This is a genomic window from Deinococcus detaillensis (assembly GCF_007280555.1).
GTDB classification, from domain to species: domain Bacteria; phylum Deinococcota; class Deinococci; order Deinococcales; family Deinococcaceae; genus Deinococcus; species Deinococcus detaillensis.
Genome location: NZ_VKDB01000001.1, coordinates 57,342 through 78,851 on the forward strand (window position 1 = coordinate 57,342; position 21,510 = coordinate 78,851).

The 21,510-nt window shown below is 62.6% G+C and carries 25 protein-coding genes and 1 tRNA gene; 14 read left to right on the forward strand and 12 right to left on the reverse strand.

Features of this window, described 5'->3' with window-relative positions:
• The first annotated feature begins 36 nt into the window (after window positions 1-36).
• Window positions 37-912, forward strand: a complete 876-nt coding sequence (locus tag FNU79_RS00280; RefSeq protein ID WP_143718959.1) for an ABC transporter permease — start codon at window positions 37-39, stop codon at window positions 910-912.
• A gap of 100 nt (window positions 913-1,012) precedes the next feature.
• Entirely contained in the window at window positions 1,013-2,176 is a 1,164-nt protein-coding gene (locus FNU79_RS00285; RefSeq protein ID WP_143718960.1) for a BMP family ABC transporter substrate-binding protein, read from the forward strand.
• A 66-nt stretch (window positions 2,177-2,242) separates the two neighbouring features.
• On the opposite strand, the gene FNU79_RS00290 is transcribed toward FNU79_RS00285, so the two are convergent.
• Together FNU79_RS00290 and FNU79_RS00295 are read right to left on the reverse strand one after the other, a co-directional pair.
• Window positions 2,243-2,605 (reverse strand): cupin domain-containing protein, encoded by a 363-nt coding sequence (locus FNU79_RS00290; protein WP_143718961.1) that lies wholly within the window; start codon window positions 2,603-2,605, stop codon window positions 2,243-2,245.
• 75 nt (window positions 2,606-2,680) lie between these two features.
• A tRNA-Leu gene (locus FNU79_RS00295) sits at window positions 2,681-2,765 on the reverse strand.
• 175 nt (window positions 2,766-2,940) lie between these two features.
• On the opposite strand from FNU79_RS00295, the gene FNU79_RS00300 reads away from it, so the two are divergent.
• The 9 genes from FNU79_RS00300 (at window position 2,941) to rsfS (ending at window position 9,205) form a co-directional block, all read left to right on the forward strand.
• Window positions 2,941-3,147 carry a hypothetical protein gene (locus FNU79_RS00300; RefSeq protein WP_124870721.1) on the forward strand — a complete coding sequence of 69 codons (207 nt, stop codon included), beginning with the start codon at window positions 2,941-2,943 and terminating at the stop codon, window positions 3,145-3,147.
• 163 nt (window positions 3,148-3,310) lie between these two features.
• On the forward strand, window positions 3,311-4,240 hold the full coding sequence (hemC, locus tag FNU79_RS00305; protein WP_143718962.1) for a hydroxymethylbilane synthase: 930 nt from the start codon (window positions 3,311-3,313) through the stop codon (window positions 4,238-4,240).
• Entirely contained in the window at window positions 4,237-4,533 is a 297-nt protein-coding gene (gene xseB / locus FNU79_RS00310; protein WP_143718963.1) for an exodeoxyribonuclease VII small subunit, read from the forward strand. Before hemC ends, xseB begins: the two co-directional genes overlap by 4 nt.
• Before the next feature lie 146 nt (window positions 4,534-4,679).
• Window positions 4,680-4,982, forward strand: a complete 303-nt coding sequence (gene rplU / locus FNU79_RS00315) for a 50S ribosomal protein L21 (protein ID WP_124870712.1) — start codon at window positions 4,680-4,682, stop codon at window positions 4,980-4,982.
• 92 nt (window positions 4,983-5,074) lie between these two features.
• Entirely contained in the window at window positions 5,075-5,350 is a 276-nt protein-coding gene (gene rpmA / locus FNU79_RS00320) for a 50S ribosomal protein L27 (RefSeq protein ID WP_124870708.1), read from the forward strand.
• A 131-nt stretch (window positions 5,351-5,481) separates the two neighbouring features.
• Window positions 5,482-6,789, forward strand: coding sequence for a GTPase ObgE (obgE, locus tag FNU79_RS00325; protein WP_143718964.1), 1,308 nt, complete (start codon window positions 5,482-5,484; stop codon window positions 6,787-6,789).
• A gap of 127 nt (window positions 6,790-6,916) precedes the next feature.
• Window positions 6,917-7,510 (forward strand): bis(5'-nucleosyl)-tetraphosphatase (symmetrical) YqeK, encoded by a 594-nt coding sequence (yqeK, locus tag FNU79_RS00330; RefSeq protein ID WP_404825725.1) that lies wholly within the window; start codon window positions 6,917-6,919, stop codon window positions 7,508-7,510.
• A complete protein-coding gene (locus tag FNU79_RS00335) occupies window positions 7,507-8,784 on the forward strand; it encodes an LCP family glycopolymer transferase (RefSeq protein WP_143718966.1) in 1,278 nt (425 codons plus the stop codon). Before yqeK ends, FNU79_RS00335 begins: the two co-directional genes overlap by 4 nt.
• A 19-nt stretch (window positions 8,785-8,803) precedes the next feature.
• Window positions 8,804-9,205 (forward strand): ribosome silencing factor, encoded by a 402-nt coding sequence (rsfS, locus tag FNU79_RS00340; protein ID WP_143718967.1) that lies wholly within the window; start codon window positions 8,804-8,806, stop codon window positions 9,203-9,205.
• Window positions 9,206-9,239: 34 nt separating this feature from the next.
• Here the strand turns inward: rsfS and FNU79_RS00345 are convergent, their stop codons facing one another.
• The 5 genes from FNU79_RS00345 to FNU79_RS00365 all read right to left on the reverse strand — a co-directional run bounded on the left by FNU79_RS00345 (window position 9,240) and on the right by FNU79_RS00365 (window position 15,011).
• A complete protein-coding gene (locus tag FNU79_RS00345) occupies window positions 9,240-10,061 on the reverse strand; it encodes an HpcH/HpaI aldolase/citrate lyase family protein (RefSeq protein ID WP_143718968.1) in 822 nt (273 codons plus the stop codon).
• Window positions 10,062-10,249: 188 nt separating this feature from the next.
• A complete protein-coding gene (locus tag FNU79_RS00350; protein ID WP_143718969.1) occupies window positions 10,250-12,259 on the reverse strand; it encodes a transglutaminase family protein in 2,010 nt (669 codons plus the stop codon).
• Entirely contained in the window at window positions 12,256-13,335 is a 1,080-nt protein-coding gene (locus FNU79_RS00355) for a DUF58 domain-containing protein (protein WP_143718970.1), read from the reverse strand. The genes FNU79_RS00350 and FNU79_RS00355 overlap by 4 nt, the downstream gene beginning before the upstream one ends.
• A 28-nt stretch (window positions 13,336-13,363) precedes the next feature.
• A complete protein-coding gene (locus FNU79_RS00360; RefSeq protein ID WP_143718971.1) occupies window positions 13,364-13,939 on the reverse strand; it encodes an ankyrin repeat domain-containing protein in 576 nt (191 codons plus the stop codon).
• Window positions 13,940-14,051: 112 nt separating this feature from the next.
• A complete protein-coding gene (locus FNU79_RS00365; RefSeq protein WP_404825727.1) occupies window positions 14,052-15,011 on the reverse strand; it encodes an AAA family ATPase in 960 nt (319 codons plus the stop codon).
• 182 nt (window positions 15,012-15,193) lie between these two features.
• Here FNU79_RS00365 and FNU79_RS00370 point away from each other — a divergent pair, with 182 nt between their 5' ends.
• Window positions 15,194-15,979 carry an enoyl-ACP reductase FabI gene (locus FNU79_RS00370; protein WP_143718972.1) on the forward strand — a complete coding sequence of 262 codons (786 nt, stop codon included), beginning with the start codon at window positions 15,194-15,196 and terminating at the stop codon, window positions 15,977-15,979.
• 6 nt (window positions 15,980-15,985) lie between these two features.
• Here FNU79_RS00370 and FNU79_RS00375 read toward each other — a convergent pair whose 3' ends face one another.
• A complete protein-coding gene (locus tag FNU79_RS00375; protein WP_143718973.1) occupies window positions 15,986-17,365 on the reverse strand; it encodes an alpha/beta hydrolase family protein in 1,380 nt (459 codons plus the stop codon).
• A 327-nt stretch (window positions 17,366-17,692) separates the two neighbouring features.
• On the opposite strand from FNU79_RS00375, the gene FNU79_RS00380 reads away from it, so the two are divergent.
• Window positions 17,693-18,157 (forward strand): hypothetical protein, encoded by a 465-nt coding sequence (locus FNU79_RS00380; RefSeq protein WP_143718974.1) that lies wholly within the window; start codon window positions 17,693-17,695, stop codon window positions 18,155-18,157.
• A 102-nt stretch (window positions 18,158-18,259) separates the two neighbouring features.
• On the opposite strand, the gene FNU79_RS00385 is transcribed toward FNU79_RS00380, so the two are convergent.
• Entirely contained in the window at window positions 18,260-19,111 is an 852-nt protein-coding gene (locus tag FNU79_RS00385; RefSeq protein ID WP_143718975.1) for a M55 family metallopeptidase, read from the reverse strand.
• Window positions 19,112-19,147: 36 nt separating this feature from the next.
• Between FNU79_RS00385 and FNU79_RS00390 the strand changes: the two genes are divergently transcribed.
• Window positions 19,148-19,897 (forward strand): GNAT family N-acetyltransferase, encoded by a 750-nt coding sequence (locus tag FNU79_RS00390; RefSeq protein ID WP_143718976.1) that lies wholly within the window; start codon window positions 19,148-19,150, stop codon window positions 19,895-19,897.
• Here the strand turns inward: FNU79_RS00390 and FNU79_RS00395 are convergent.
• From FNU79_RS00395 to mglB, 3 genes are all read right to left on the reverse strand, one after another.
• Window positions 19,888-20,298, reverse strand: coding sequence for an ACT domain-containing protein (locus FNU79_RS00395; protein ID WP_185974563.1), 411 nt, complete (start codon window positions 20,296-20,298; stop codon window positions 19,888-19,890). The genes FNU79_RS00390 and FNU79_RS00395 overlap by 10 nt on opposite strands.
• Window positions 20,295-20,885: a GTPase MglA gene (gene mglA, locus FNU79_RS00400; RefSeq protein ID WP_124870666.1), complete on the reverse strand. Its 591-nt coding sequence runs from the start codon at window positions 20,883-20,885 to the stop codon at window positions 20,295-20,297. The genes FNU79_RS00395 and mglA overlap by 4 nt, the downstream gene beginning before the upstream one ends.
• 123 nt (window positions 20,886-21,008) lie before the next feature.
• Entirely contained in the window at window positions 21,009-21,494 is a 486-nt protein-coding gene (gene mglB, locus FNU79_RS00405) for a GTPase-activating protein MglB (protein ID WP_124870663.1), read from the reverse strand.
• Window positions 21,495-21,510 lie beyond the last annotated feature (16 nt).

The window sequence follows — 21,510 nt, forward strand, 5'->3', positions numbered from 1 at the left end:
AGATCTCCACTCTTTATCCCCCACTCAAGGAGTCACATGGATGAAATTCTAAATGCCCTGCTCCGCGCCCTCGCGTTCGGCACGCCCCTGTTGCTCGCCTCGCTCGGAGCCGTCATCAACGAGCGGGCAGGCGTGGTCAACCTCGGCGTGGAAGGCATGATGGCGCTCGGCGCTCTGGCGGGCTTCGCGGTGGCTTACGGCGACGGCTCACCCGGCAGCGGCAGCATCTGGCTGGGTATTCTCGCGGCGATGGCGGCGGGTGGGCTGGCGGCGCTGCTGCACGCTTTCGTCACCATTACCCTGCGGGCCAATCAGTTCGTGTCGGGCCTGAGCCTGACTTTGCTGGGCCTGGGCGTGGCGGGGCTGCTCGGCAAAAAGTACGAGGGCTTTCCGCTCATCGGGCAGCCCAACCAGTGGCCCTTTACCATCGGGGCCATCGTGCTGGCGCTGCTGCTGGCCTTCTGGCTGACCAGCACCCGCGCGGGCCTGACCTTACGCTCAGTGGGCGAAAACCCCGCCGCCGCCGACGTGCTGGGTCTGAATGTCAACCTGATCCGCTACGGCGCAGTGGCCTTTGGAGGTGCGATGGCGGGCCTGGCGGGCGCGTATCTGTCGCTGGTCTACCGCCCCTCCTGGACAGATGGCATGACGGCGGGCCTCGGCTGGATCGCGGTGGCGCTGGTGATTTTCGTCGGTTGGAGTCCGCTGCGGGCCATTTTCGGCTCCATTTTCTTCGGGCTGCTGTACTACCTGCAATTTCGGCTTCAAGGCAAAACCTTCATTCCCACCGAATTTTTCTCGGCCATGCCTTACTTGCTGGTCATCATCGTGCTGGCCTTGGCGGGCCTGCGCGGGCAGCAGGGAGCCGCGCCCGAAGCCTTGGGTAGACCGTACACGCGTGGCGAAAGGTAAAACGCGCCTCGGCAGTGCTGGCCCATCAGATACTTTCCCCAAAATACTCTACATTAAGCTAAGATTTAGATTCCCGCTCATCTTTTTTCAAGGAGAATCCATGAACAAGATTCAAAAGCTGCTCACGCTGGCCCTCGCCCTCACCGTTGCCTCTGCTGCCACTCAGGCGGGCGCACAAGACGCCAAGCTCAAAGCCTGCTTCATCTACGTCGGCCCCACCGGTGACATCGGCTGGAGCTACGCCCACGACCAGGGCCGCAAAGCCGCCGAGAAGGCGCTGCCTTGGCTGGAAACCCAGTACGTAGAAAGCGTGCAAGAAGGCCAAGCGCTCCCGGTCATTGACCGGCTGGCCAAGAACGGCTGCAAAGTGATTTTCACCACCTCTTTCGGCTACATGGATGACACCCTGGCCGCTGCCAAGAAGTACCCCGGTATTATTTTTGCCCACAATGCCGGTTTCAAGCGCAACCCCAACATGGCCACCTACATGGCCGACTTCTATCAGGTCTACTACCTCAACGGCCTGGCTGCTGGGGCGCTGACCAAGAGCGGCAAGGTGGGCTTTGTCGGCACCTTCCCGATTCCCGAACTCAAGCGCCACCTGTCGGCCTTTGCGCTGGGCGTCAAGGCGGCCAATCCCAAAGCCAATGTCAATGTCAAGTGGATCAACTCCTGGTTTGATCCGGCCAAAACCCGCGAGGCCAGCGAAGCGCTGCTCTCCGAGGGCGCGGATGTGCTGACCAGCGCCGAGGACTCCGCCACCGGCGTCCAGACTGCCGGAGCCAAGAACATCCCGACGTTTAGTCACTACAACCCGATGCTCAAATTCAGCCCCGACAATGTCGTGAGCGGCCACGTCGTTCACTGGGACAAGATTTACATCGATTTCCTGACCAAAGTTCACAACGGCACCTACACCAACAAAAACCTCGCCAACGTGGATTACTGGTGGCTGCTGAGCAAGGGAGCCGTCGAGATGGGCGCGGACAACGGCCTGCCCTTCAACGCCAAGTTCGTGCCGCAGCTCAAGGCCGCCAAGATGATGGTCGGCGGCAAGTCGGTCAGCGTGTATGACCGGATTATGGCGCTCGACACCGAGATGGAAAAGGGCGGCAAGTTCGACCCTTTTACTGGCCCGATTAAAGACCGCAACGGCGTGGTGCGCGTGGCTGCCGGTAAGACCATGAGCATTGCCGACCTCAACAGCATGTCGTGGGTCGCGCCCGGCGTGGTGGGTCAGGTCGCCGACGAGCCTAAAAAGTAAGGAGTACTAAGCACGAAAAAGCGCTGGGGCCTGTGCCTTCAGCGCTTTTTCGTGTTTGTTATGGGCTCAGCCCGTGTAGTCCTCGTCCGTCACCTTGTCCAGCCAGACGGTCTGACCGGCTTGCAGCGCGAAGTGCGACATCACCGAGTCGGGGGCCGCGCCGTGCCAGTGCTCCTCTCCGGCTTCAACGGTCACGATGTCTCCGGCCTGAAACGACATTACCGGCCCGCCGCGCTTTTGCGCCCGCCCGCTGCCGCTGACGATCAGCAGGGTTTGGCCGTGTGGGTGGGTGTGCCAGGCGGTGCGTGCGCCGGGCGTAAAGGTCACGCGCATGACTTCGGAGGTCAGGGGCTGCATCCAGACTGGGCCAGTAAAATAGGCTTCGGGTCCGGGGCGGGCGGGCAACTCTAAGCTGGCACTGTGTTTCATAGCCGTTAGCATAGAGCAACAAAAAGCGGCTTTCACGTTTCAGGTGAAAACCGCTTTTTGTTTTGAAACTCTGGGTGGTGCCGAAGAGGGGATTTGAACCCCCACGCCTCGCGGCGCTAGTCCCTGAAACTAGTGCGTCTACCAATTCCGCCACCTCGGCATTTCAGGCTCAGTTAGCTTACAAGTGCTCCACGGGCTTGTCAAGCGGGCTAAGCGACTTGGCTGATGGTGCGCCGTAAAGGACACTTCACCGTCTTCTCGTTTGGCTGACAAGCAAGTGGGCCATACTGACCTCCTCCCCACTTCACTCTCACTTGACCAGGAGGCCACTGCCCATGACCGATCCTCCCTCTGCGCCCGCCACCGAGCCGACCAATATGCCCGCCCCGTTGCCGGAAAGAATGCCCGGAAACGCGGGTGTGCCGGTTTATGATCCGCCAGTCAACCCCGACACGCCGGGAATGCCAGAACCCAATCCCAGCCAAAACGACGATTTGCCGGGAATGCCCGGACTACCGGACGGAATGCCTGCCATGATCTGAAGCAAGTTCAATACAGCGTTTTTGTGCGGCTCAGCGCCCTCCACTTGGTGAGGGCGCTTTTTTTTGGCTGATCCCAGAGTGTTGATCTCAGAGTGCTCTCACCGCAACATTGTCAGCGGGCCTCAAGCACCCCGCTCAAAAGGCTGGCATAATGGAGCGAGTTATGCGCTCTATCACTGTTGGCACGAGGGGTTCGGCGTTGGCCCTCGCACAAACCCGCTGGGTTGTGGCCCGCCTCAAAGAAGAATGGCCGGAAACCGAATTTCGCATCCAAACCATCCTCACCAAGGGAGACCGCAACCGGGCCAGTCTGGAAAGCATGGCCGCCCAAGGGGACAAGGGGTTTTGGGTCAAAGAAATTGAAGACGCCCTGCTACAGAGCCGCATTGATATCGCGGTTCACAGCCTCAAGGATTTGCCCACTGAGCAGCCTGAGGGCCTGGAGATTGCCAGCATTCCGCAGCGCGTAGACGCCCGCGACGCTCTGGTCGGCAAGGAGGGCATGAAAAAGCTTGCCGAGTTGCCGCAGGGGGCCCGGATCGGAACGAGCAGCGTGCGCCGCAAAGCGTTCCTGAAGGCGTTTCGGCCTGATTTCGAGGTGGTGGAGCTTCGCGGCAACGTGGATACTCGCCTCGCTGCGCTGGCTGGCCCCGAATACGACGCCATCATCTTGGCGGCGGCGGGCCTGATCCGCAGCGAACTGCGAAACCGCATCGACGAGCTGATTGACCCCACCATCCTGTTGCCTGCGCCGGGTCAGGGCGCACTGGCGCTCGAAACCCGCAGCGACGACGATCTGGGCATCGAGGTGGCCTACGCCATCCACGACCTGAGCACCGACGACCGCACCACCGCCGAGCGCGAGTTTCTGGCTGGACTCGGGGCAGGCTGCATGGCCCCGGTGGGCGCAATGGCGACCCTCAAGAGCGGCGTGCTGACCCTGCAAGGCTGGGTGGCCGCGCTCGACGGCAGCAAGGTTATTCAGGGCAGCACCCAGGGTGACCCCGCCGAGTGCGCCGACTTGGGCGCAGAACTGGCCCAGGACATGCTCAAGCAGGGAGCCAGCGCCCTGATTGACGCCGCCCGGGGATGAGCGCCAGAAAAGCTCCAGCGGGCGCGGCCAAGACCCAAAGTTACCGCGCCGCTTATCAGCAGCTCAACAGCATCGCCGCCGAGTTGGAAGCGGGCGAAACTGACCTCGATAAAGTGCTGCCGCTGCTGACTCAGGCGCAGGCCGCCTACGAAATCTGTAGGGAGCGCATCGACGCACTGAGGGCAGCGCTGGACGAGACTGCGCCGCTGGGTACCGAGTTGGAACAAGACGCAGCCGACTCGACCGAAGCTGTGAAAGACGACTCCGACGATGACGACGATTTGTATTTCTGAGCAACTTGAGTGCCGCCCCCAGGCGTGATACAATTCTGCGCTGATGCCCTGCTTTTTTGGCGGGTGCTTTCTCCGAAGCCTTCTTCACCTCTTGCCACTCGGCAAAGCGTGACTGAACAGGCCGGAGTCACAAGGGAGCCAACACGATGTTTGCAATTATCCAGACCGGCGGTAAGCAGTACCGCGTAGAGGAAGGCGACGTAATCCGCGTCGAGAAACTGAGCGGCGCAATGGGCGACAAGCTCGACCTCAAGGCCATGATGATCGGTGGCGAGCAAGTCCTGTTCGGCGAAGACGCTGCCAAGTTCACCGTTATGGCCGAAGTTGTCGATCACGGCAAGCTCAAGAAAATCTATATCCGCAAGTACAAGAGTGGCGTGCAGTACCGCCGCCGTACCGGCCACCGCCAGCAGTTCACGGCCATCAAGATCACCGGCATTCAGGGCTGAGGCTCTAAAGCCGCGAACATCGGATGAAGTGAGGGTCTTCCTCACCCATGCACCAGAACCCCCCATCAATTGACTTTAGAGAGGACACCAACATGGCTCACAAGAAAGGCGTAGGCTCGTCCAAGAACGGGCGCGACAGCAATCCCAAGTACCTCGGCGTTAAGAAATTCGGCAGCGAAAAAGTGCTGGCCGGTAACATCTTGGTTCGCCAGCGCGGCACCAAGTTTAAAGCGGGCGTCGGCGTCGGCATGGGCCGCGACCACACCCTCTTTGCGCTCGTGAGCGGCGAAGTGGTGTTTGCCAACAAGGGCAACAAGGGCCGCTTTATCAGCGTGTTGGCCCCCGCCGTTCAACTCGCCGCCGACTGAAATCAAGTTACATTCAGGCGGCTTGAAGAGGTTGAGAACGCCGGGCCACGCGCTCGGCTTTTTTTGGCCTCAGGCGCTCCGCCTTAGGTATTTTCTAGCGCTTCACCGCACCACAGCTTCACGGAGTATTTATGGCCTTCAGAGACATATTAGAAATTGAAGTCATCGGCGGCAACGGCGGCGACGGTTCGATGAGTTTTCACCGCGCCAAATACATGGAAAAAGGCGGCCCCGACGGCGGACACGGCGGCAAAGGCGGCAGCATCATCTTGCGGGCGGTGGAAGGCGTCGAGAGTTTGGAGCGCCTGCTGGGCCGCCGCAAATTCAAGGCTGGTACCGGCAACGGCGGCGAGGGACGCCTGCGCAACGGCTCAGACGCCGAAGACATCATCATCGATGTGCCGGTCGGCACCACTGCCTTCGACGCTGAAACGGGCAAAGCGGTGGCTGATTTGATCACGCCCGGCCAGCTCAAAACAGTCGCCAGAGGCGGCGCGGGCGGGCGCGGTAACAGCGTCTTCGCTTCCAGTACCCGGCAAGCTCCGCGCTTTTCCGAGATCGGGGTGCGCGGCCAGAAGCGCAAACTCCGCTTGGAGCTGCGCCTGATTGCCGACGTGGGCCTGGTGGGCTATCCCAACGCGGGCAAGTCCAGTTTGTTGGCGGCCTTGTCGAACGCCAACCCGATGATCGCCGCTTATCCGTTTACCACCCTTTCGCCCATTTTGGGCGTCGTCAGCGCCAAAAACGACGAGGAGCGCCTGACGCTGGCCGACATCCCCGGCATCATCGAGGGAGCCAGTGAGGGCAAAGGGCTGGGCTTGGAGTTCCTGCGCCACATCAGCCGCACCCGCATGTTGGTGTATGTCCTGGACGTGGCGGTCGATCCGGCCCGCGAGTTGCAGGCTCTGCAAGCCGAACTCCGCAGCTACGATCCGAGCTTGCTCGACAGCATGGCGCTGATTGCACTGAACAAAATCGATACGGTGGAAGAAGACGTGGCGATGATGGCCGAAGACGAGCTGGCCAAGTTCGGTTTGCCGGTCTTGCAGGTCAGTGCCGCCGAGAAAATGGGCCTCACCGAGCTGCGCCTGGCCCTCTTCGAGCTACTGCCTTCCCGCGAGCTGTGGGCGCAGACCCACGCGCTGGAAGTCGAGAGCGACTTGATCGTGGTGCCCGCACTGGAGCTCGAACTGCGCGAGGAAGCCGACAAAGACGGCCAAGTCGAGCGCATCTGGATGGTCAAGGGCGGCGGGTTCGAAGAAAAGATCGAGCGCTTTGCCCGCCACCTCGAAGACGCCGCCGAATACTTGTCGGGGGTGTTCAAGCGTCAGGGCCTTTACAACGCGCTCAAGCGGGTCGGAGCACGTGAAGGTGACAGTGTCGACATCGGGGGGCTGCGTTTCGAGTATTTTGAAGACAATGACGATTCTCGCCGCTGATGTTCTTTATTCGTCTGCCGTGAAGCCCGCTTTTTTAGGGTCGTCTGAAGGGCTTCTGAGTCAAACGGCGCTATACTTGAGCGATGCAGTCGTGGCCTTTCCACCTTCCATCATGCTTCACTCGGCCGTGACTCGGACGCCCCCCGCCCCGCGCCCGTTGGCGGATTTGGCCGAGTGGGAAAGCAGGGCACGCTTGATGGTCAAAGCCCGCCGCTACGATCATGTGGTGCGGGTGGCGGACTTGGCTTATCAAATTGCGCGGGCCAACCGCTTAGATGCGGACAGGGCTTATTTGGCGGGCATTTTGCACGACATCGCCCGTGATTTGCCTGACAGCGAGCTTTTGCGCCTCGCGCCGCCGGAAGTGCCGATTGACGCCGCGCATCCGCTGGCGCTGCACGGGCGGGCAGCCCGCACGCTGTTGGGGCGTTGGGGCTACCGTGACGAGGTGGTGCTGCGGGCCGTCGAAGACCACACCACCGGCCCCCGCAGCGCTTGCTCGGTTTCGGCCTGTGTGTATGTCGCCGACGTTTCGGAGCCGGGGCGGGGCGTCAACCAGCACATCCGTGAACTGGCGATGGTGGACTTGGAAGGCGCTTTGGCACTGGCGATCAGCTCCAAGGTGCATTACCTGCAGGCACGCGGTATTCCGGTGCATCCGCGCACGCTCTCGGCGTATCAGGGCCTGCAAGAGCGCGGCGCACTGCCTCCCAGCGCATGAAGAGTCAACCGGCCCAGCGGCAAGGAACCCAGCGCCAGGAAACGCGGCGGCGCTGGCTTAGGCCGTTGCAACTCTCCCTGCTGACGCTCGCGGCGCTGTGCGGCGGCGGCTACTACGCCCTGAGCGCCAGTAACGGTCAGGGCGGCGGCAGCAATGTGGTGCTGAGTGGCAGCTTGCCCAATTTTACCTTGCTGTTGGCGGGACGTGACGTGATTTACTGCTACTACCACCAGCCCTGCAAAGACCAAAATCAGCGCAAGGGCGTCATTCAAACCGCCAACACCGACACCTTGATGCTGGTCAAGGTACAGGGCAAGCGGGTCAGTGTGCTCTCGATTCCGCGCGATACCAATGTGGGCGACTTCGATCCCAAGAAATCTGCCGCCGAGCAAAAAGTCAACGGCAAATACTGGGATGGCGGGCCGCAGGCACTGGTCAGCGCGGTGGAAACCATTACCGGTGAGCGGGTAGACAATTACCTGATCGTGCGAACTGAGGAAGCCGCGCGGGTGATCGACGCACTGGGCGGCCTCGACGTCAACGTTCCGGCGGGCGGCATCGAGTGGATCGACAAAGCGGCAGGCGTGAATCTCAAGCTGGCGGCGGGGCCGCACCACTTGGAAGGCCAAGAAGCGGTGTGGTACTTGCGCGTCCGCAAAGGTTTTGGCGACGATTACGGCCGAATCGACCACCAAAAGCAGGCGCTGAGCCAACTCGCCAGCAAGCTGACCACCCCGGGCGGCCTGAGCGCTGTTCCCACCATCCTCAGCGTGATGAACGGCGTGGAAACCAACCTCGATCCCACCCTCCTCACCACCGTTCAGCCGGTGCTTTCGCAGTTCAAGCTCAGCTTTGCCACCTTGCCCACCGACACCATCCGCCGCAGCTTTAACTTGGCGGTCAACCGTGAGGAGCTGGCCAAAGTCTGGGGCAACTCCCTCAAGGCCGAGCCAAGTAGCGCCGTGACCATCTTGCTCGAAGATGCCAGCGGCGCAGGCCTCGGCCCGCCGATGGTGGACGCCCTTCACGCGGCGGGCTACCCCAATGTGCGGCTGAGCACTTTGCCCAAAATAGGTGAGCGCAGCCAAGTCTTTACCCAGTCCGACGTGGAAACCGCTCAAAATATCGCCGACCAACTCAACTTGCCCAGATTGCAGGGCGAACGCTTTCCGGTCGCGGCGGGCCAGATCGGCGTGCTGCTCGGTGGCGACGCGCCGCAACTCTTCGCCGCCCTTAACCACTTTACCCCTGCGGCCAGTTCACCCGCTCCCTAACTTTTCTTCTGGAGTTTTCATGACCAAAGTACCTTCTGCCGCCCACACTTCAACCGACGCCTCGACCGATTCCCTCTTGCCGCAACTGCGGGCCATCGTGGACGCCGCCCGCGAGCGCCGCGCCGAGGACGTGGTGGTGCTCGACCTGACCGAAGTCAGCACCACCCTCGAATATTTCGTGATCTGCACCGCCACGGCGGGCCTGCAGCTCAACGCCGTGCGCGAGAATGTCCGCACCAAAGCGGTGGAAGCTGGATTTTCGCGCCCCACCGTCGAAGGCCCCTCGGAGCGCTGGTTGCTGCTGGCCTTCGGAGCCAGCGTCGTGGTGCATATCATGACCAAAGAAGCCCGCGAATACTACGACCTCGAAGGCCTGTGGAGCGACGCCAACAAGCTGGATTTTCCCGAAAACGTGGTCTGAATTTTTTGAAATCCTGTTAAAGCCGCCCCGACCTTCAAAGCGGCGCGGACGTTCCGGCTTGTGCCAGCACGTCCTGCGCCGCTTTGACGTGCATTTCTTCGACCATCCGGCCCCGCACCGTCACCAAACTTTTGCCCTCTCGGCGGCCCGCTTCCCAGGCATGCAGCAGTTCGTGGGCGGCCTCCACCTCGGCTGGGCTGACTCCGAAGCTGCGGTTGGCCGTCTCCACCTGCGAGGGGTGGATCAGCGTTTTGCCGTCAAAGCCGAGAGCGCGGCCATCTAAGCACTCGCGCTCAAAACCCACCGTGTCGGTAAAGGTGTTGTAAACGGCGTCCAGCACGCCTTTACGGTGGGCGCGGGCGGCCAGCACCACCGCGCTGAGGGCAAAAAGCAGCGGCGTGCGCTCTGGGTCTGGGCCGGTTCGCAGGTCGTGGGCGAGGTCGTTGGCTCCCACGATCAGGCCCGCCACGCTCTGCTCGGCGGCGAGGTCGGGGGCGGCCAGCACGCCCCGCGCCGTCTCGATCATCAGCCACAGCGGCACGCCCAGCGTCATGCTGCGGGCCACTCCCGCTTCCTCGACTTTGGGCAGCACCAAGCCGTCGGGTTTTTCGCACAGCACGGCTTCTTGGTCGGCCTGTTCCCAAATGCTGCCGGAAATGTTGAGGCGCACCCATACCGGACAGGGAAAGCCCTCCCGCAGCGCGGCGCAGATATTTTCACGGGCCTGTTCTTTGTGTTCGGGAGCCACCGCGTCTTCCAAGTCCAGAATAATCACGTCCGCGCCGAGCGTGCGCGACTTGGCAATGGCGCGGGGCTTGTCGCCGGGAACAAAGAGAGCGCTGCGGGGACGCTTCATTGTGGCCGCGCCGTGTGGGAGGGCGCTGGGCGGGAACGGGCCGCGCTTGAAACGAGCAGGAAGGGAAGCAGCGCCAGCCAGTGCCGCCAGTTCAGGCGAGAACGTTTGTGCATGACGCTCAGGGTAGACGCCGGGGCTGAGAAAGTGAACGCTTTCAGTGGGGAGAACATTTATTTCTGGCGAGTTGGTTAAGCTTTCACTTTGAGTTCCCGCACCTGCGCCGCGAAGGCCCGAATCTGCTCGTCGGTCGGCTGGGGGCCGTAGCGCAGCAGCTGGTACTCGCCGATCAGGGTTTCAATGTGCTCGGCGTGTTGCGGGTAGCGCTCGGCAGCCCGCGCTGCGTAAGCGCTGGCGGGTTCCTGCGGCGCTCGGGGCAGCGAGAGGCGGCGGGCAAGCAGGGCGTAGGCGGCGCTCAGCGGCTCCTGCGGCGGGCGGCGGCGCAGGAGCATCGGCACGAAAGCCAGCCCGATGGCCAGCATGCCGAACACCGTCAGTTTCCAGTCACCAAGCTCGCCGAGGCCCAGCTTGGCAAACAGTTGGCGCTGCTGAGCGCCGTCGTAGCCGATGACCCAGGTGTTCCAGAGGTTTTGCAGCGCGTCGAGGCGCAGGCTCAGGCCGCCCAGCCAGCCGAGATTGCCACTGGCCAGCCCTGGAGCGCCGCGCAAACTCGAAACACCCCTTTCGATGCGGTCAGGCGAAACGGTGGCGGTGGGATCAACCCGCACCCAGCCTTGCCCAGCCAGCCAGACTTCTGTCCAGGCGTGGGCGTTGGCCTGGCGCACGATCAGGTAGCCCCCGTTGGGCTCAGCTCCCTGATAGCCGGTGACTACCCGCGCCGGAACGCCCGCCGAGCGCATCATGATGGCAAACGAGCTGGCGAAGTGCTCGCAAAAGCCGCGCTTCGTTTCAAACACGAAAGCGTCCATCCCATTGACGCTGGGAAGGGTCGGTGGGTTGAGGGTATAAGCGAAACTGCCCGCCGCAAACACGTTCAGCCCCGCCTTGACCCGCTCGAGGGGCGGCAAATTCAGCCAAGTCTTGGCCAACTCACGGATGCGCGGATTGCTGCGGTCTGGAAGCTGCAAGTTGCGCTCCAGCCAAAACGAATCGGCGTTCAGGCCATAGCGGTAGGCGGTGGCAGCGCTTAGTTTAAAGAGGGTGCGGCTGCCAATCCGGCTGGGCTTGATGACTTGCAGGTTTTGGGTGATGGCCGTGCCGGAAGGCAGCGAGGCGGGGGCGTCGAGGGCCAGCACCCAGGTGCGCTGGCTGGGTTCTGCTGTCAGGGTGTAGTTTTGGACGGGGCCAAGTGCCTGCACGTCTGGTAGCGCCCGCTGCTCACGGCCCAGCCGCCACGTTTCGCCGTCAAAAAACTCCATCACCGGGCCGCGCCAATATAAATTGCTCGGCGGCGGCGCTTGGCCCTCAAACTGCGCCCGGAACGCCACCTCGTCGCTGAGCGCGAGGCTGCTGATGCTGCCCGGATTGACGCTGTCGGACAAGCCCGAAGCGTTTTGGCCTTTGCTGCTCACCGGCATTTGCCACAGCGGGCTGTCAGGGCGCGGAAACAGCACGAACAGCGCGGCGGCCAGCGGCAAAGCTTGCAGCAGCAGCACCCCCGCCGAGCGCAGCGGCCCAAAGGGAGCCAGCAGCCCCGCCTTACTCAGGCCGAATGCGGGGAGGCCGGCCAAGCTCTTGGGCCGCTCCAGTAAGCTCACTCCCGCCGAGAGGGCCAGCATGGACAGCATCGCGTGAACGGCGGTGAGGGTGTCCTGCACGTAAAAAAAGTGGGTAACGGTCAGGAAAAAGCCCAGCAAGCCCAGCGCCTGCACGTCGCGCCCGCTGTGGGTTTCCAGCGCTTTGAGACTGGTCAGCACCACCAAAATGGCCGTGCCACCGTCTCGCCCCAGCAGGGTGTCGTAGGTTTGGTTAAGGCCCCAGCCTGCCGCCGCCACCACCAGCAGGGAGAGCAGGGTTTGGGTCAGGGTGGGCAGAGCGGGAACGCGGCCCAGCCCCAGCGCGGCGCGGTAAGCCAGCAGCGCCGCGAACAGCAAACTGGCCCACCACGGCATCCGTGACACATACGGCGCGGCGCACAGCAGCAGCGCAGCCAGAGTGGTCAGCAGCGCGGGCAGCGGGGCGGCAGGGTCAGTGGGCCGCTTGAGACTGCGGCTTCGGCTGGGCCAGTTGAGGGTGGTCATCGGCGCTTCCTCCCCGTGGACTGGTGAGCAGCAGCGGGCGGCTGATCGGGGACGTTCTCAGCTGCACGGTAAAGTGCCAAGGCGCTGAGGGCACGGCGGGCCTGCGTTTCGCCGCTGCCTTCTTCCAGCTTCAGACTCGGCAACTCCAAGCGGTAGCGGGCGTCTTGCTGGCGGGCCTGCAAAACCCAGGCGCTCAGGCGCGATAAGCGCTCCTCGGTGTTCAGGCCGCGTAACTCGCTGTAGCTCAGGCGCAAGGTAAAGCTGGCGGGCGCGTCAAAGAGTTTGGTTTGGAGCTCACCGAGGCGGGCCGATTGCCGCCACGCCACTTGCCTAGGCGCGTCACCCGGCAGATAAGGCCGGATGCCCGCGAAATCCTCTTGCCCACTTAGGCGTTTTTCGCCGCTGCCTTCGCCGACTTTGCTGCTGGGCAGCGGCGGCGCGTCCTCCTCAGGGGCCGGATACACCAGCGCTTCGGCGCTCAGCAGCGGATAGGTCACGCCGCGCCAAAGTCCCAGCGGGTCGCGGCCTTCCAGCCGGAGGCGCGGCAGCAACAGCGGGCCACGCTTGGGCGCGAAAATCAGCACTTCGGCGCGGGTTTCGGCCTCTGAGGGTACGTCGAACAAACAGATGGCCGCCGAACGCGGGCGGTGGGCACGCAGTCTTAAGCTGCTGCGAATCTGCTTGGACGGATTTTGCACCCGCACAGCAAAAACCGCGTCTTGTCCAGCCCAAGCGCTCCCGGGCGGCGCGGCACTGAGGGTCAGCCCGCTGAGGCTGCGCGAGGCCGACACCGCGCCCACCACCCACAGGCCCAGCATCAAAAAAGTCACCAGATAGCCGAGGCTCAGTTGGTAATTGACGCAGCCGATCAGCGTTAGCAGCGCCGTGAGGAGAAACGCCGCGCCGAAGCGGGTCGGGTAGACACGCGGTCCTTTGGAAAAGTGGGTGGCGGGCGCAATAGTGACGCCCTGCCCGGTATCGGCGTTGCCATCATCGCTGGCCCACTCGCTCACGCGCTCGCGCAAGCTGCTGGAGAGGGGCCGAGGGGGAGTGGTGCTGGCAGGGCGCTGGGTCATGGAGTTCCTTAGAGAAGAGGGTGGGAGATCAGGTCTGCTGGGTTGTTGGCGCTTGAGTCAGCAGCGCTTCAAGCTGAGCGGCCGCTTCGTGTGCGCCCATCAGTTTGGCCGCGTCCACCACCGAGAGGCCGCCCACGTCTCGGGTCTTTAGGTCGGCTCCGCTGGACAGCAGCAACTCCAGCATCTCCAAGCGGTTAAACATGGCGGCCATCATCAGCGCGGTTTTTCCGGCGGGCCCGGACGTTTCGGTGTCGGCTCCGTGCGTAAGAAGGAGCTTGGCCATCGCCAAGTCGCCTTTGTAGGCCGCGCCGACCAGCGGGGTTTGCCCTTGGTCGTTGGCCAGTTCGGGGTCAGCGCCTGCCAACAGCAGGTGCCGGGCCGCTTCCAGGTGGCCGTGATAGCTGGCCAGCATCAGTAAGCTGTCACCCTTCTGGTTCCTGATATTGGCCGGGAGGCCCTTTTTCAGTAGTGGGGCGAGCTGCTCGGCGTCTCCGGCCCGCACCAGTTCAAAGACAGCCTGAAAAAAAGCCAGCGTTTCAGGGTTGGGGGCAGGCGATTGGGGAGTGGCTGACTTGGGGGCGGACAAATCGGGGTTGGGCGTCATTGGGTGGCTCCTTGCAGGGACTTGGGGCGAAAATCAAAACCAGTATGGCCACTGCTCCCGCCCGTATCTGAGCCGCTTCTCACCCTTCCCGCCACACGTTTACCAGCTCTCCTTAAGGAATCGCCACCGTTGCGAGGAGCTGGGCGGCCACCGCCGGACTGGCGGCCCCGCTGGAGCGGCCCAGCAAGCGGTGCGCGGCTACGCTGCCGAATACCGCCCGCACGTCTTCGGGCAGCGCGTGTTGGCGGCCTGCGAGCCAGGCCCACGCCCGCGCCGCCGAGAGCAGGCCCAGCGCGGCGCGGGGACTCAGGCCGGTCTGCACGTCGGGGTGCAGGCGTGAGGCGGTCACGAGGGCCAGTACGTAATCGGCCAGCGCTCCCGACACGTAAACGGCGGCTGCGGCCTGCTGAGCGGCCAGCAGCGCTTTGGGCATCAGCACGGCGCTCAGCTGGCGGGCCGCGTCTCGGCGTCCGCCCGCCAGCAGCAGCTCACGCTCGGCGCGGGGGTCGGGATAGCCCAGCGAGACGGTCATCAAAAAGCGGTCGAGTTGTGATTCGGGCAGCGCGAAGGTGCCGAGCTGCGAAGCGGGGTTTTGGGTGGCGATCACGAAAAAGGGACTCGGCAGGGCGCGGGAGGTGCCGCCCTCGCTGACTTGCCGCTCCTCCATCGCCTCTAAGAGGGCCGACTGGGTCTTGGGGGTGGCGCGGTTGATTTCGTCGGCCAGCAGCAGTTGGGTAAAAATCGGGCCTTCGTGAAAACGGAATTCGCGCTGGGCCGGTTCGTAAATGCTGACGCCGAGGAGGTCGGCGGGCAGCAAATCACTGGTAAACTGCATCCGCGAAAAATGCAGGCCGAGGCTGGCCGCTATCGCCTGCGCCAGCGTGGTTTTGCCGACTCCCGGCACGTCTTCGAGCAGCAGGTGTCCGCCCGCCAGCAAACAGGCCAGCGAGAGACGGACTTGCTCGGCCTTGCCCAAGATGACCCGGTCAAGCTGGGCGAGGGTGGCGGCGGCCAGCGGCATCAGGCCCGCCTGTTGCTCCGCTAAGGTGGGAGTGGTTTGTAGCGCGGTCACGGTTTCCTTGAAAAGCAAAAGGGCCGGAAGAAACGGGGGCGGGCGCTCATCCTCGCAGCTTAGCGGTCGTGCTCTGGCAGAATGCTTACCAGCAGTTCTATTCGCCCAGCTTCCTTATCAAAATCAGCTCCTTTTAGACCTGCTCCAACTTTCCCACCTCACGGCCCGCTAAACTCTGAAGCATGATCTCACTTGATTTGAGCGGCAAAACGGCCTTAGTCATGGGCGTCGCCAATGCCCGCAGCCTCGGCTGGGCCATCGCTGAGCAACTTCTCGCGGCGGGCGCACGGGTGGCCTTTAGTTATCAGGGCGAGCGCCTACGCCCCGAACTGGAAAAACTCACTAAAGAGTATCCGGGGGTGCTGCTCCGGCAGGCTGACGCCACCAGCGAAGACGATTTGACAGCCCTGTTTGCCGCCATCAAAGCCGAGTTTGGCCAACTCGACGCGGTGGTTCACGCCATCGGCTTTGCTCCGCGTGAAGCGATGGAAGGCCGCTTCCTCGACACCACCGCTGCCGATTGGAACACCACCCTGTCGGTCAGCGCCTACAGCTTGGTCAGCATGTGCCGCCACGCCGAGCCGCTGCTCACTGAGGGCAGTAGCGTGATCAGCTTGACCTACCACGCCTCACAAAAAGTCGTGCCCAAGTACAACGTGATGGGCGTGGCCAAAGCCGCCTTGGAGGCCGCCACCCGCTACCTCGCCGCCGAAATGGGTGCGAAGGGTGTGCGCATCAACACCATCAGCGCTGGCCCGATGCGTACGATTGCCGCCCGCAGCATCCCCGGCTTTAGCACCATGTACGACCAAGCCGCCAAAGCCGCGCCGCTGGGCCGCAACGCCACCTCGCAGGAAGTCGGTAAGCTGGGCTTATTCCTGCTCAGCGACCTCGCCAGCGGCATTACGGGACAAGTGGTTTACGTGGACGCGGGCAGCAGCGTCATGGCCATGAAAATGGAAAGCTGAGTAGTTTTAAGGCTGACAGGCGTCCACACCTGTTCTGGTGGCGCGGGTAAACTGGCAGCCGTATTTGGCGTCGGCCACCACGCTGGGCGTCAGTACGTCGTCTCCGGCAGGTTTGGGGCCGCCGCTGGCCCACTTCATCCAGTCGTTGAATGCTTCCACGAATTCTGCTCCCACGAATTCGCAGTGCCCAGCCGCCCGAATCGCTCGCTGCACCAGTAGTCCTGAAGTGCCGTTTTTCTGGGCCATTTGAAGGTAATGCTGCTCGTGGGCAAACGGCACGTAAAAGTCGCCAAGCGTGTGCATGGTCAGCACCGGCACCTTGAACTGGGCGTTAATGGCCGGGAGCCAGCGCAGTCCGTCGGCGCGGGGCAAGTTGGCGCTCGGATCGGCGGTGGTTCGCAAAACGGCTTGGTTGTAGGCGACCTCGGCGGCGGTGGGGGTCTGGCCCTGCGTCCAGCGGTACACAGCATTTTGGTTGCCGTAGAAGTTTTTGGTCAAAATGCCGGTGAGGGTGCCGTCCGAGCCGCCGGTACTCAGCACCGCGTTTTGCAGCGCTCCTACCTTGAAGCCGAGTTCAAACACCGGACGCGGCCCGCCAGTCAGGTTCTGTGCAATGTCGCGCAGCCGGGTGCCCTGCACGGTGTTGGGCGTCCAGAGGTCGCCGCTGCTGTCGCTGAACAGCCCTACTTTGATGTCGGGCAGCAAGGTTTGGAAACTGCTGGCCGGGTAGGTGCTGGAACCGTAGCCGCCGAGTTCTTGGGCATTGAGGGTGTAGTCGCCCAGCCACTGAAATTCATACGGTGGGTCGAGTACTCCGCACAGCGGCATCGAGGCAGCGTAATTGACTTTGTGTTTGGCGCTGGCCAGCGTTTCGGTTTCCACGGCGGCGGCGGCGATATTCCCACCCATCGAGACGCCCATGATGTAGGTTGCACTCGGCGCGGGGTACTTGCTCTGTGTCAGCGCCCCGAACTGCTGAGCCAGCGCGTTGGTGTCCTCGATGCCCGACCGCACATCGTAATAGTTAGACGAGTAGCTCGATGCCGCCCAAGCGTAGCCCTGCGAAACCAGATACTCGCGGATGGGGGGCGGCGCAACGGTCAGGGCCGCGCCTGTGCCTGCGTAGCCGTGGGCGTACATCACCAATTTGCCGTTCCACTTTTCCGGCACTTCGATCAGGTAACTAGCCTGTCCGTGCTCACCCGCGTAGAGGCCCTTGTACAGTGTGGCCCCTGCAATGGAGGGCGTGCTGGGCACTGCCGCCGTGAACACCCGCGTATCTTGCTCGCGGGTGGGCTGAGCCGCAGTATTCATAACAGGAGCGCAACTCGACAAGATAAGGCTGCACATCAGTAAGCTGGCGGCGCTGGTACGGGTCAATTTCATGAAACCTCCGAAAAAGTGGGTTTGGTGTCAAAAGCATTAGAAACCTCGCGCAGCCGTCTGTCAAATGCGGAGTCTTTAAGGTGTGTGGCCGTTATTGTGCAATCTTTGGACTGGATGTGTCTTCTTTGTAGGGTTGTTAGCTGGAGGGCTGCGAGCAAGTTTCGGAGGCAGTCCGTCAATTGGTTCAGCGCTGTGCCTTGTTGGTGCGTCATTTGGTCGCCCGCCCAAGACTTAGGCCATAAACCTTCGACCGATCTGCGAGTAAAGTGCGCGGAGCCTTCACACTCCGCTCCTACGCTCCGTTCGTAAGAAAAACGGAGGAAAATCATGAAAGTACTCGCCCTATGCATCGTTGGTGGTCTGGCCCTTGCCGCTTGTAACCAAGCCAGTGTCCCAAGTACGTCGGCCACACATACTTTGCTGCCGCAGACGCAGGCCGGATACAGCGCTCAAGCGGGCAGCTTGGTTCGCAGCGACCTGACGGACGGGACGACCACCACCGTCATTACGGCCACCGGCCTTCTCCCCAACACTGCTTACGCCGCCAACTACTACGGGCTGGGAAGCGTCACCGGCGCGGGTAACTGTGGATCGGGCGGCGCAGTCATCGGCGACTCCGGGACGACTTCCCAGATCGGCAATCAGCCGTTTGCCACCGACGCCAACGGTGCGCTGAGCATTCAGGGAAGCGAAACCACCAGCGGCTTGGCGGGCGCGGCCTACGTCGACGTATACGAAGCGTCCAATCTGGCCACCGTTCCGCTGTGCGCCGATCTGAGTACCAGCAACTGAGGGGTCGACCGCCGCTCTCTACCGTTCAGACAAGATGGACTCCGCTCAGCCGCGCCGTAAACGTGAGAAATCCGGTTGCGGCCTCAAAGGGCGCAGTCTGTCTCAGCCGTTCAGCTGCACTTCGGCCACCTTGCACAGCATTCGGAACATCTGGAACAAGTGGAAGGCGTCGGGGCTGCTGTACCCCACCGTCACGGCGTCGATGCGGGTCACGCCCGGCACGCGCCCGGCTTGGTCGGCCCGCGCTTGGTGGTCAAAGGACAGCTGCACGCTGGCGGGAAACAAAACGGTGAATGGCTGGGCGCTGTGCATGCCCTCAGCGGCTTTTTTCGCGCCCGCCCGAATCTGCCGGCACGCCTCGGCGGGGTGCAGATGCACGGCGCTGAACATGCTCAGGCCTTCTTTGACTGCCACGCCCACCACCTCAGCTCCGACGCTTTCCTGCACCTGCTTGACCGCCACATCGTCGCCGCTGATAAACACCGTCGGCACGCCGTAATGTCCGGCCAAGAGTGCATTGAGGTACGGCTCTCCAGCCTGTACACCATTGATTCTGACGTCGCGCACCGAGCCGTTCCAGGTGTGGGCCAGCGGCGCTCCCTGCGTTCCGGCGCGGGCGTGGTAGCCGACCATCATCAGCGCTCCCACGCCTTTTTCCTGAACACCCTCCACCATGCTCAGCGCCCTATCGTTGCCCGACACGTAGCGCACCCGCTCGTCCAAGTATTCGGGCAAGAGGTTTCTCATGGTGTCGTGCGAGTCGGCGATCAGCACGCCCGCCGCGCCGCCTTCAAAGGCTCCCAGCGCGGCGGCGTTGGCCTCGCGGCTCATCTGGATGCGGGCGCGTTCGTACTCGCTGCCACTCACCAGACCCCCAAATTCCGGCGGGCTGACCTGCACCCATGAGCTGACTCCGCACACGCCTTCCATATCCACGCTGATGACAACATTCATGCCCTGAGCGTAGCGGCTGGGCGGTAAGCTAAGCAAATGACCACAGTACAGACGACGCCATTGCAGCGGGTGGAGGCGGCCCTGGCAGAGAGCTGGCGGGGTTATCCAGGCAAGTGGGCGACCTTTGGCCCGCTGAGCGCCGTCTACGCTGGCCCCGGATTGCCGGTCAACGTTGCCCTGGGAGCGACAGACCAGGAAAACGCGGCGGAAGTTCTGGCGCAGATAGAGGACTTTTACGCACTCCACTCGCAGGCAGCCGCTCTGCTGGTACACTCGCACGCGCATCCGGCACTCTTCACGGCGCTGGCGGCCAGAAACTACCACCTGGATTACTTGCTTCACACCTACGCCCGCACGCTCTCCAGCGCCTCACCTGCTTCGGCCTTTGATGTCGGGGAAATGACGCCCGACGAATGGGCTGAAATCACCCCGCAAGCGTTTGGAGCGGAGAGCCGGGAAATGATGCGGCTGGCGGCGAATGTGCCGGACGTGCTGCGGCTGGGCGTCCGGCGAGATAAACAGTGGGCGGGCTTCGGGGCCGTGACGGTGATGCCGGATGCACAGGGCGGCGTGGCCCTGCTGTTCAGTGCCGGAACGTTGCCTGAGTTTCGGGGGCAAGGTATTCAGTCAGTGCTGCTCGCTGCCCGCCTGCACGTCGCCCGCGAGCAGGGCGCGACACTGGCGGCTGTCGATGTCGCGCCCAACAGCGTCAGCGAGCGCAATGTGAAGCGGGCAGGCTTTGAGATGGTCGGAGCGCGGCTCAATTTCGTTCAGGCTCAATCCTGAAGGCTGTGTCCGGCTGCGCTTAAAGTTGCAATGGCCTCACTCAGTCGCTCACGCTTGACCAGCACATAATCGGTGTCGAACGTGGAGACGGCGAAAATGCCCACCCCGGCGTCCCGCAGAGGATTGAGCACCGCCGTCAGAATGCCAGTGAGGGCAAAATCAAACGGACCATGCAGCTTGAGGGCTACCCAGCCTGCTTGGTGCTGAACGCCTTCCGGCACGAGGCTGGCTTCGCACACCAGCGAGAGTTCATCCTCACTGCGGGTCAAGCTGAAAAAAGAGCCGCTGAGCAGCCCGCTTGGCAAAATGAAATCGGGCGGCCACTGCGCCACCGCAAACTCGGTGGGATCAGCGCCGCCCAAAATGGACAGGGTGAGTCGTGGAAGCTGGTTTTCGTTCACTGCCCCTTGGCCAGCCGCTCCAGCACCAGCCGCGAGACGGTCTTGAGCGTTTCAAAGACGCCACGGCCTTGATCGGCCACCGCTTCATGCCACTGCAACTCGTGCTTGGGGTCAATCACGGCGCGGATCATCTCGGTCGAGAGTGCGCCTTCTAAGTCGCGCTTGTTGATCTGAAGAATCATCGGCACTTCTTTGACGTCGATGCCGTGTTCGAGCAGATTCTCGCGCAAGTTACGCATACTTTCGGCGTTGGCCCTGAGGCGGTTGGGGGCGCTGTCGGCCACAAAGACGATGCCGTCTACGCCGCGCAAAATCAGCTTGCGGCTGGCGTTGTAAAAGACCTGTCCCGGCACGGTGTAAAGGTGAAAGCGGGTCTTGAAGCCCTGAACGCTGCCCAAATCGAGCGGCAGGAAGTCGAAGAAGAGGGTGCGCTCATCTTCGGTGGCCAGACTCACCATTTCGCCGCGCAGATGGCTCGGCACTTTGGAAAAGACCTGTTTGAGATTGGTGGTTTTTCCGGACATGCCGGGGCCGTAATACACGATCTTGCAGTTGATTTCGCGGGCGGCGAAGTTAATGGTACTCACGTCATTCCCCTTTGGGTCTGGCCGCACACGAGGCGGGCGAAACGGTGGCCGAGCAGCAAAACGTCAGTTTGTGGGCACTCTCTTTGTCTAAAACTAAGCGTTGAGCCTCACTTTAGCTTATCTTCAGCCCAGTAGGTCGTCGAGGAGGGCGGTGGCGCTGCTGCCGAAGTCGGCGTCGAATTTGATGGGCGGCGCTTCTTTGAGGTTTTTCATCACCTCGTTGAGGGCCAAGATGGCTTTTTTGGCGTGTAATTTGACACGCCCGAGCGGCACGCTGCTGTCGAAGATGAGGGTCAGGAGGGCCACGTCGCCCACCGACTCCACATAAATCGCGCCTTGTTCGCCTTGGTGAATTTGCTCGCTGAAGGTCCGCTCACCGAGCATGTTGGCCAGCGCGGCAGTCGCGGCGGCGTTGGAGGCCACCAAAGTCGCCACCGAGTCGAGGGCGGGAGGCCTAGGTGCCCACAGCGCTTCTTTGTGAGACAGCACGAAACCCTTGCGGTCGACCAGAAGGCAGTAGCGCACGCCTGTCGCCACGAGCAGGTCTTCGATTTGCGTCTCGACCTGATCAAAGGGTTCACCGTAGAGTGCGAGGGAAGGCTCAATCATCAAGGCGCAGTATAAG

Coding starts and splice junctions, on each gene's coding strand:
- FNU79_RS00390 (WP_143718976.1), top strand. CDS start 19,148: ATGACCACAGTACAGACGACGCCATTGCAGCGGGTGGAGGCGGCCCTG.
- FNU79_RS00360 (WP_143718971.1), bottom strand. CDS start 13,939: ATGACGCCCAACCCCGATTTGTCCGCCCCCAAGTCAGCCACTCCCCAA.
- FNU79_RS00345 (WP_143718968.1), bottom strand. CDS start 10,061: ATGAAGCGTCCCCGCAGCGCTCTCTTTGTTCCCGGCGACAAGCCCCGC.
- FNU79_RS00350 (WP_143718969.1), bottom strand. CDS start 12,259: ATGACCACCCTCAACTGGCCCAGCCGAAGCCGCAGTCTCAAGCGGCCC.
- rplU (WP_124870712.1), top strand. CDS start 4,680: ATGTTTGCAATTATCCAGACCGGCGGTAAGCAGTACCGCGTAGAGGAA.
- FNU79_RS00280 (WP_143718959.1), top strand. CDS start 37: ATGGATGAAATTCTAAATGCCCTGCTCCGCGCCCTCGCGTTCGGCACG.
- FNU79_RS00380 (WP_143718974.1), top strand. CDS start 17,693: ATGAAAGTACTCGCCCTATGCATCGTTGGTGGTCTGGCCCTTGCCGCT.
- FNU79_RS00385 (WP_143718975.1), bottom strand. CDS start 19,111: ATGAATGTTGTCATCAGCGTGGATATGGAAGGCGTGTGCGGAGTCAGC.
- FNU79_RS00300 (WP_124870721.1), top strand. CDS start 2,941: ATGACCGATCCTCCCTCTGCGCCCGCCACCGAGCCGACCAATATGCCC.
- FNU79_RS00335 (WP_143718966.1), top strand. CDS start 7,507: ATGAAGAGTCAACCGGCCCAGCGGCAAGGAACCCAGCGCCAGGAAACG.
- hemC (WP_143718962.1), top strand. CDS start 3,311: ATGCGCTCTATCACTGTTGGCACGAGGGGTTCGGCGTTGGCCCTCGCA.
- FNU79_RS00370 (WP_143718972.1), top strand. CDS start 15,194: ATGATCTCACTTGATTTGAGCGGCAAAACGGCCTTAGTCATGGGCGTC.
- rpmA (WP_124870708.1), top strand. CDS start 5,075: ATGGCTCACAAGAAAGGCGTAGGCTCGTCCAAGAACGGGCGCGACAGC.
- FNU79_RS00290 (WP_143718961.1), bottom strand. CDS start 2,605: ATGAAACACAGTGCCAGCTTAGAGTTGCCCGCCCGCCCCGGACCCGAA.
- obgE (WP_143718964.1), top strand. CDS start 5,482: ATGGCCTTCAGAGACATATTAGAAATTGAAGTCATCGGCGGCAACGGC.
- FNU79_RS00285 (WP_143718960.1), top strand. CDS start 1,013: ATGAACAAGATTCAAAAGCTGCTCACGCTGGCCCTCGCCCTCACCGTT.
- mglB (WP_124870663.1), bottom strand. CDS start 21,494: ATGATTGAGCCTTCCCTCGCACTCTACGGTGAACCCTTTGATCAGGTC.
- FNU79_RS00375 (WP_143718973.1), bottom strand. CDS start 17,365: ATGAAATTGACCCGTACCAGCGCCGCCAGCTTACTGATGTGCAGCCTT.
- FNU79_RS00355 (WP_143718970.1), bottom strand. CDS start 13,335: ATGACCCAGCGCCCTGCCAGCACCACTCCCCCTCGGCCCCTCTCCAGC.
- rsfS (WP_143718967.1), top strand. CDS start 8,804: ATGACCAAAGTACCTTCTGCCGCCCACACTTCAACCGACGCCTCGACC.
- xseB (WP_143718963.1), top strand. CDS start 4,237: ATGAGCGCCAGAAAAGCTCCAGCGGGCGCGGCCAAGACCCAAAGTTAC.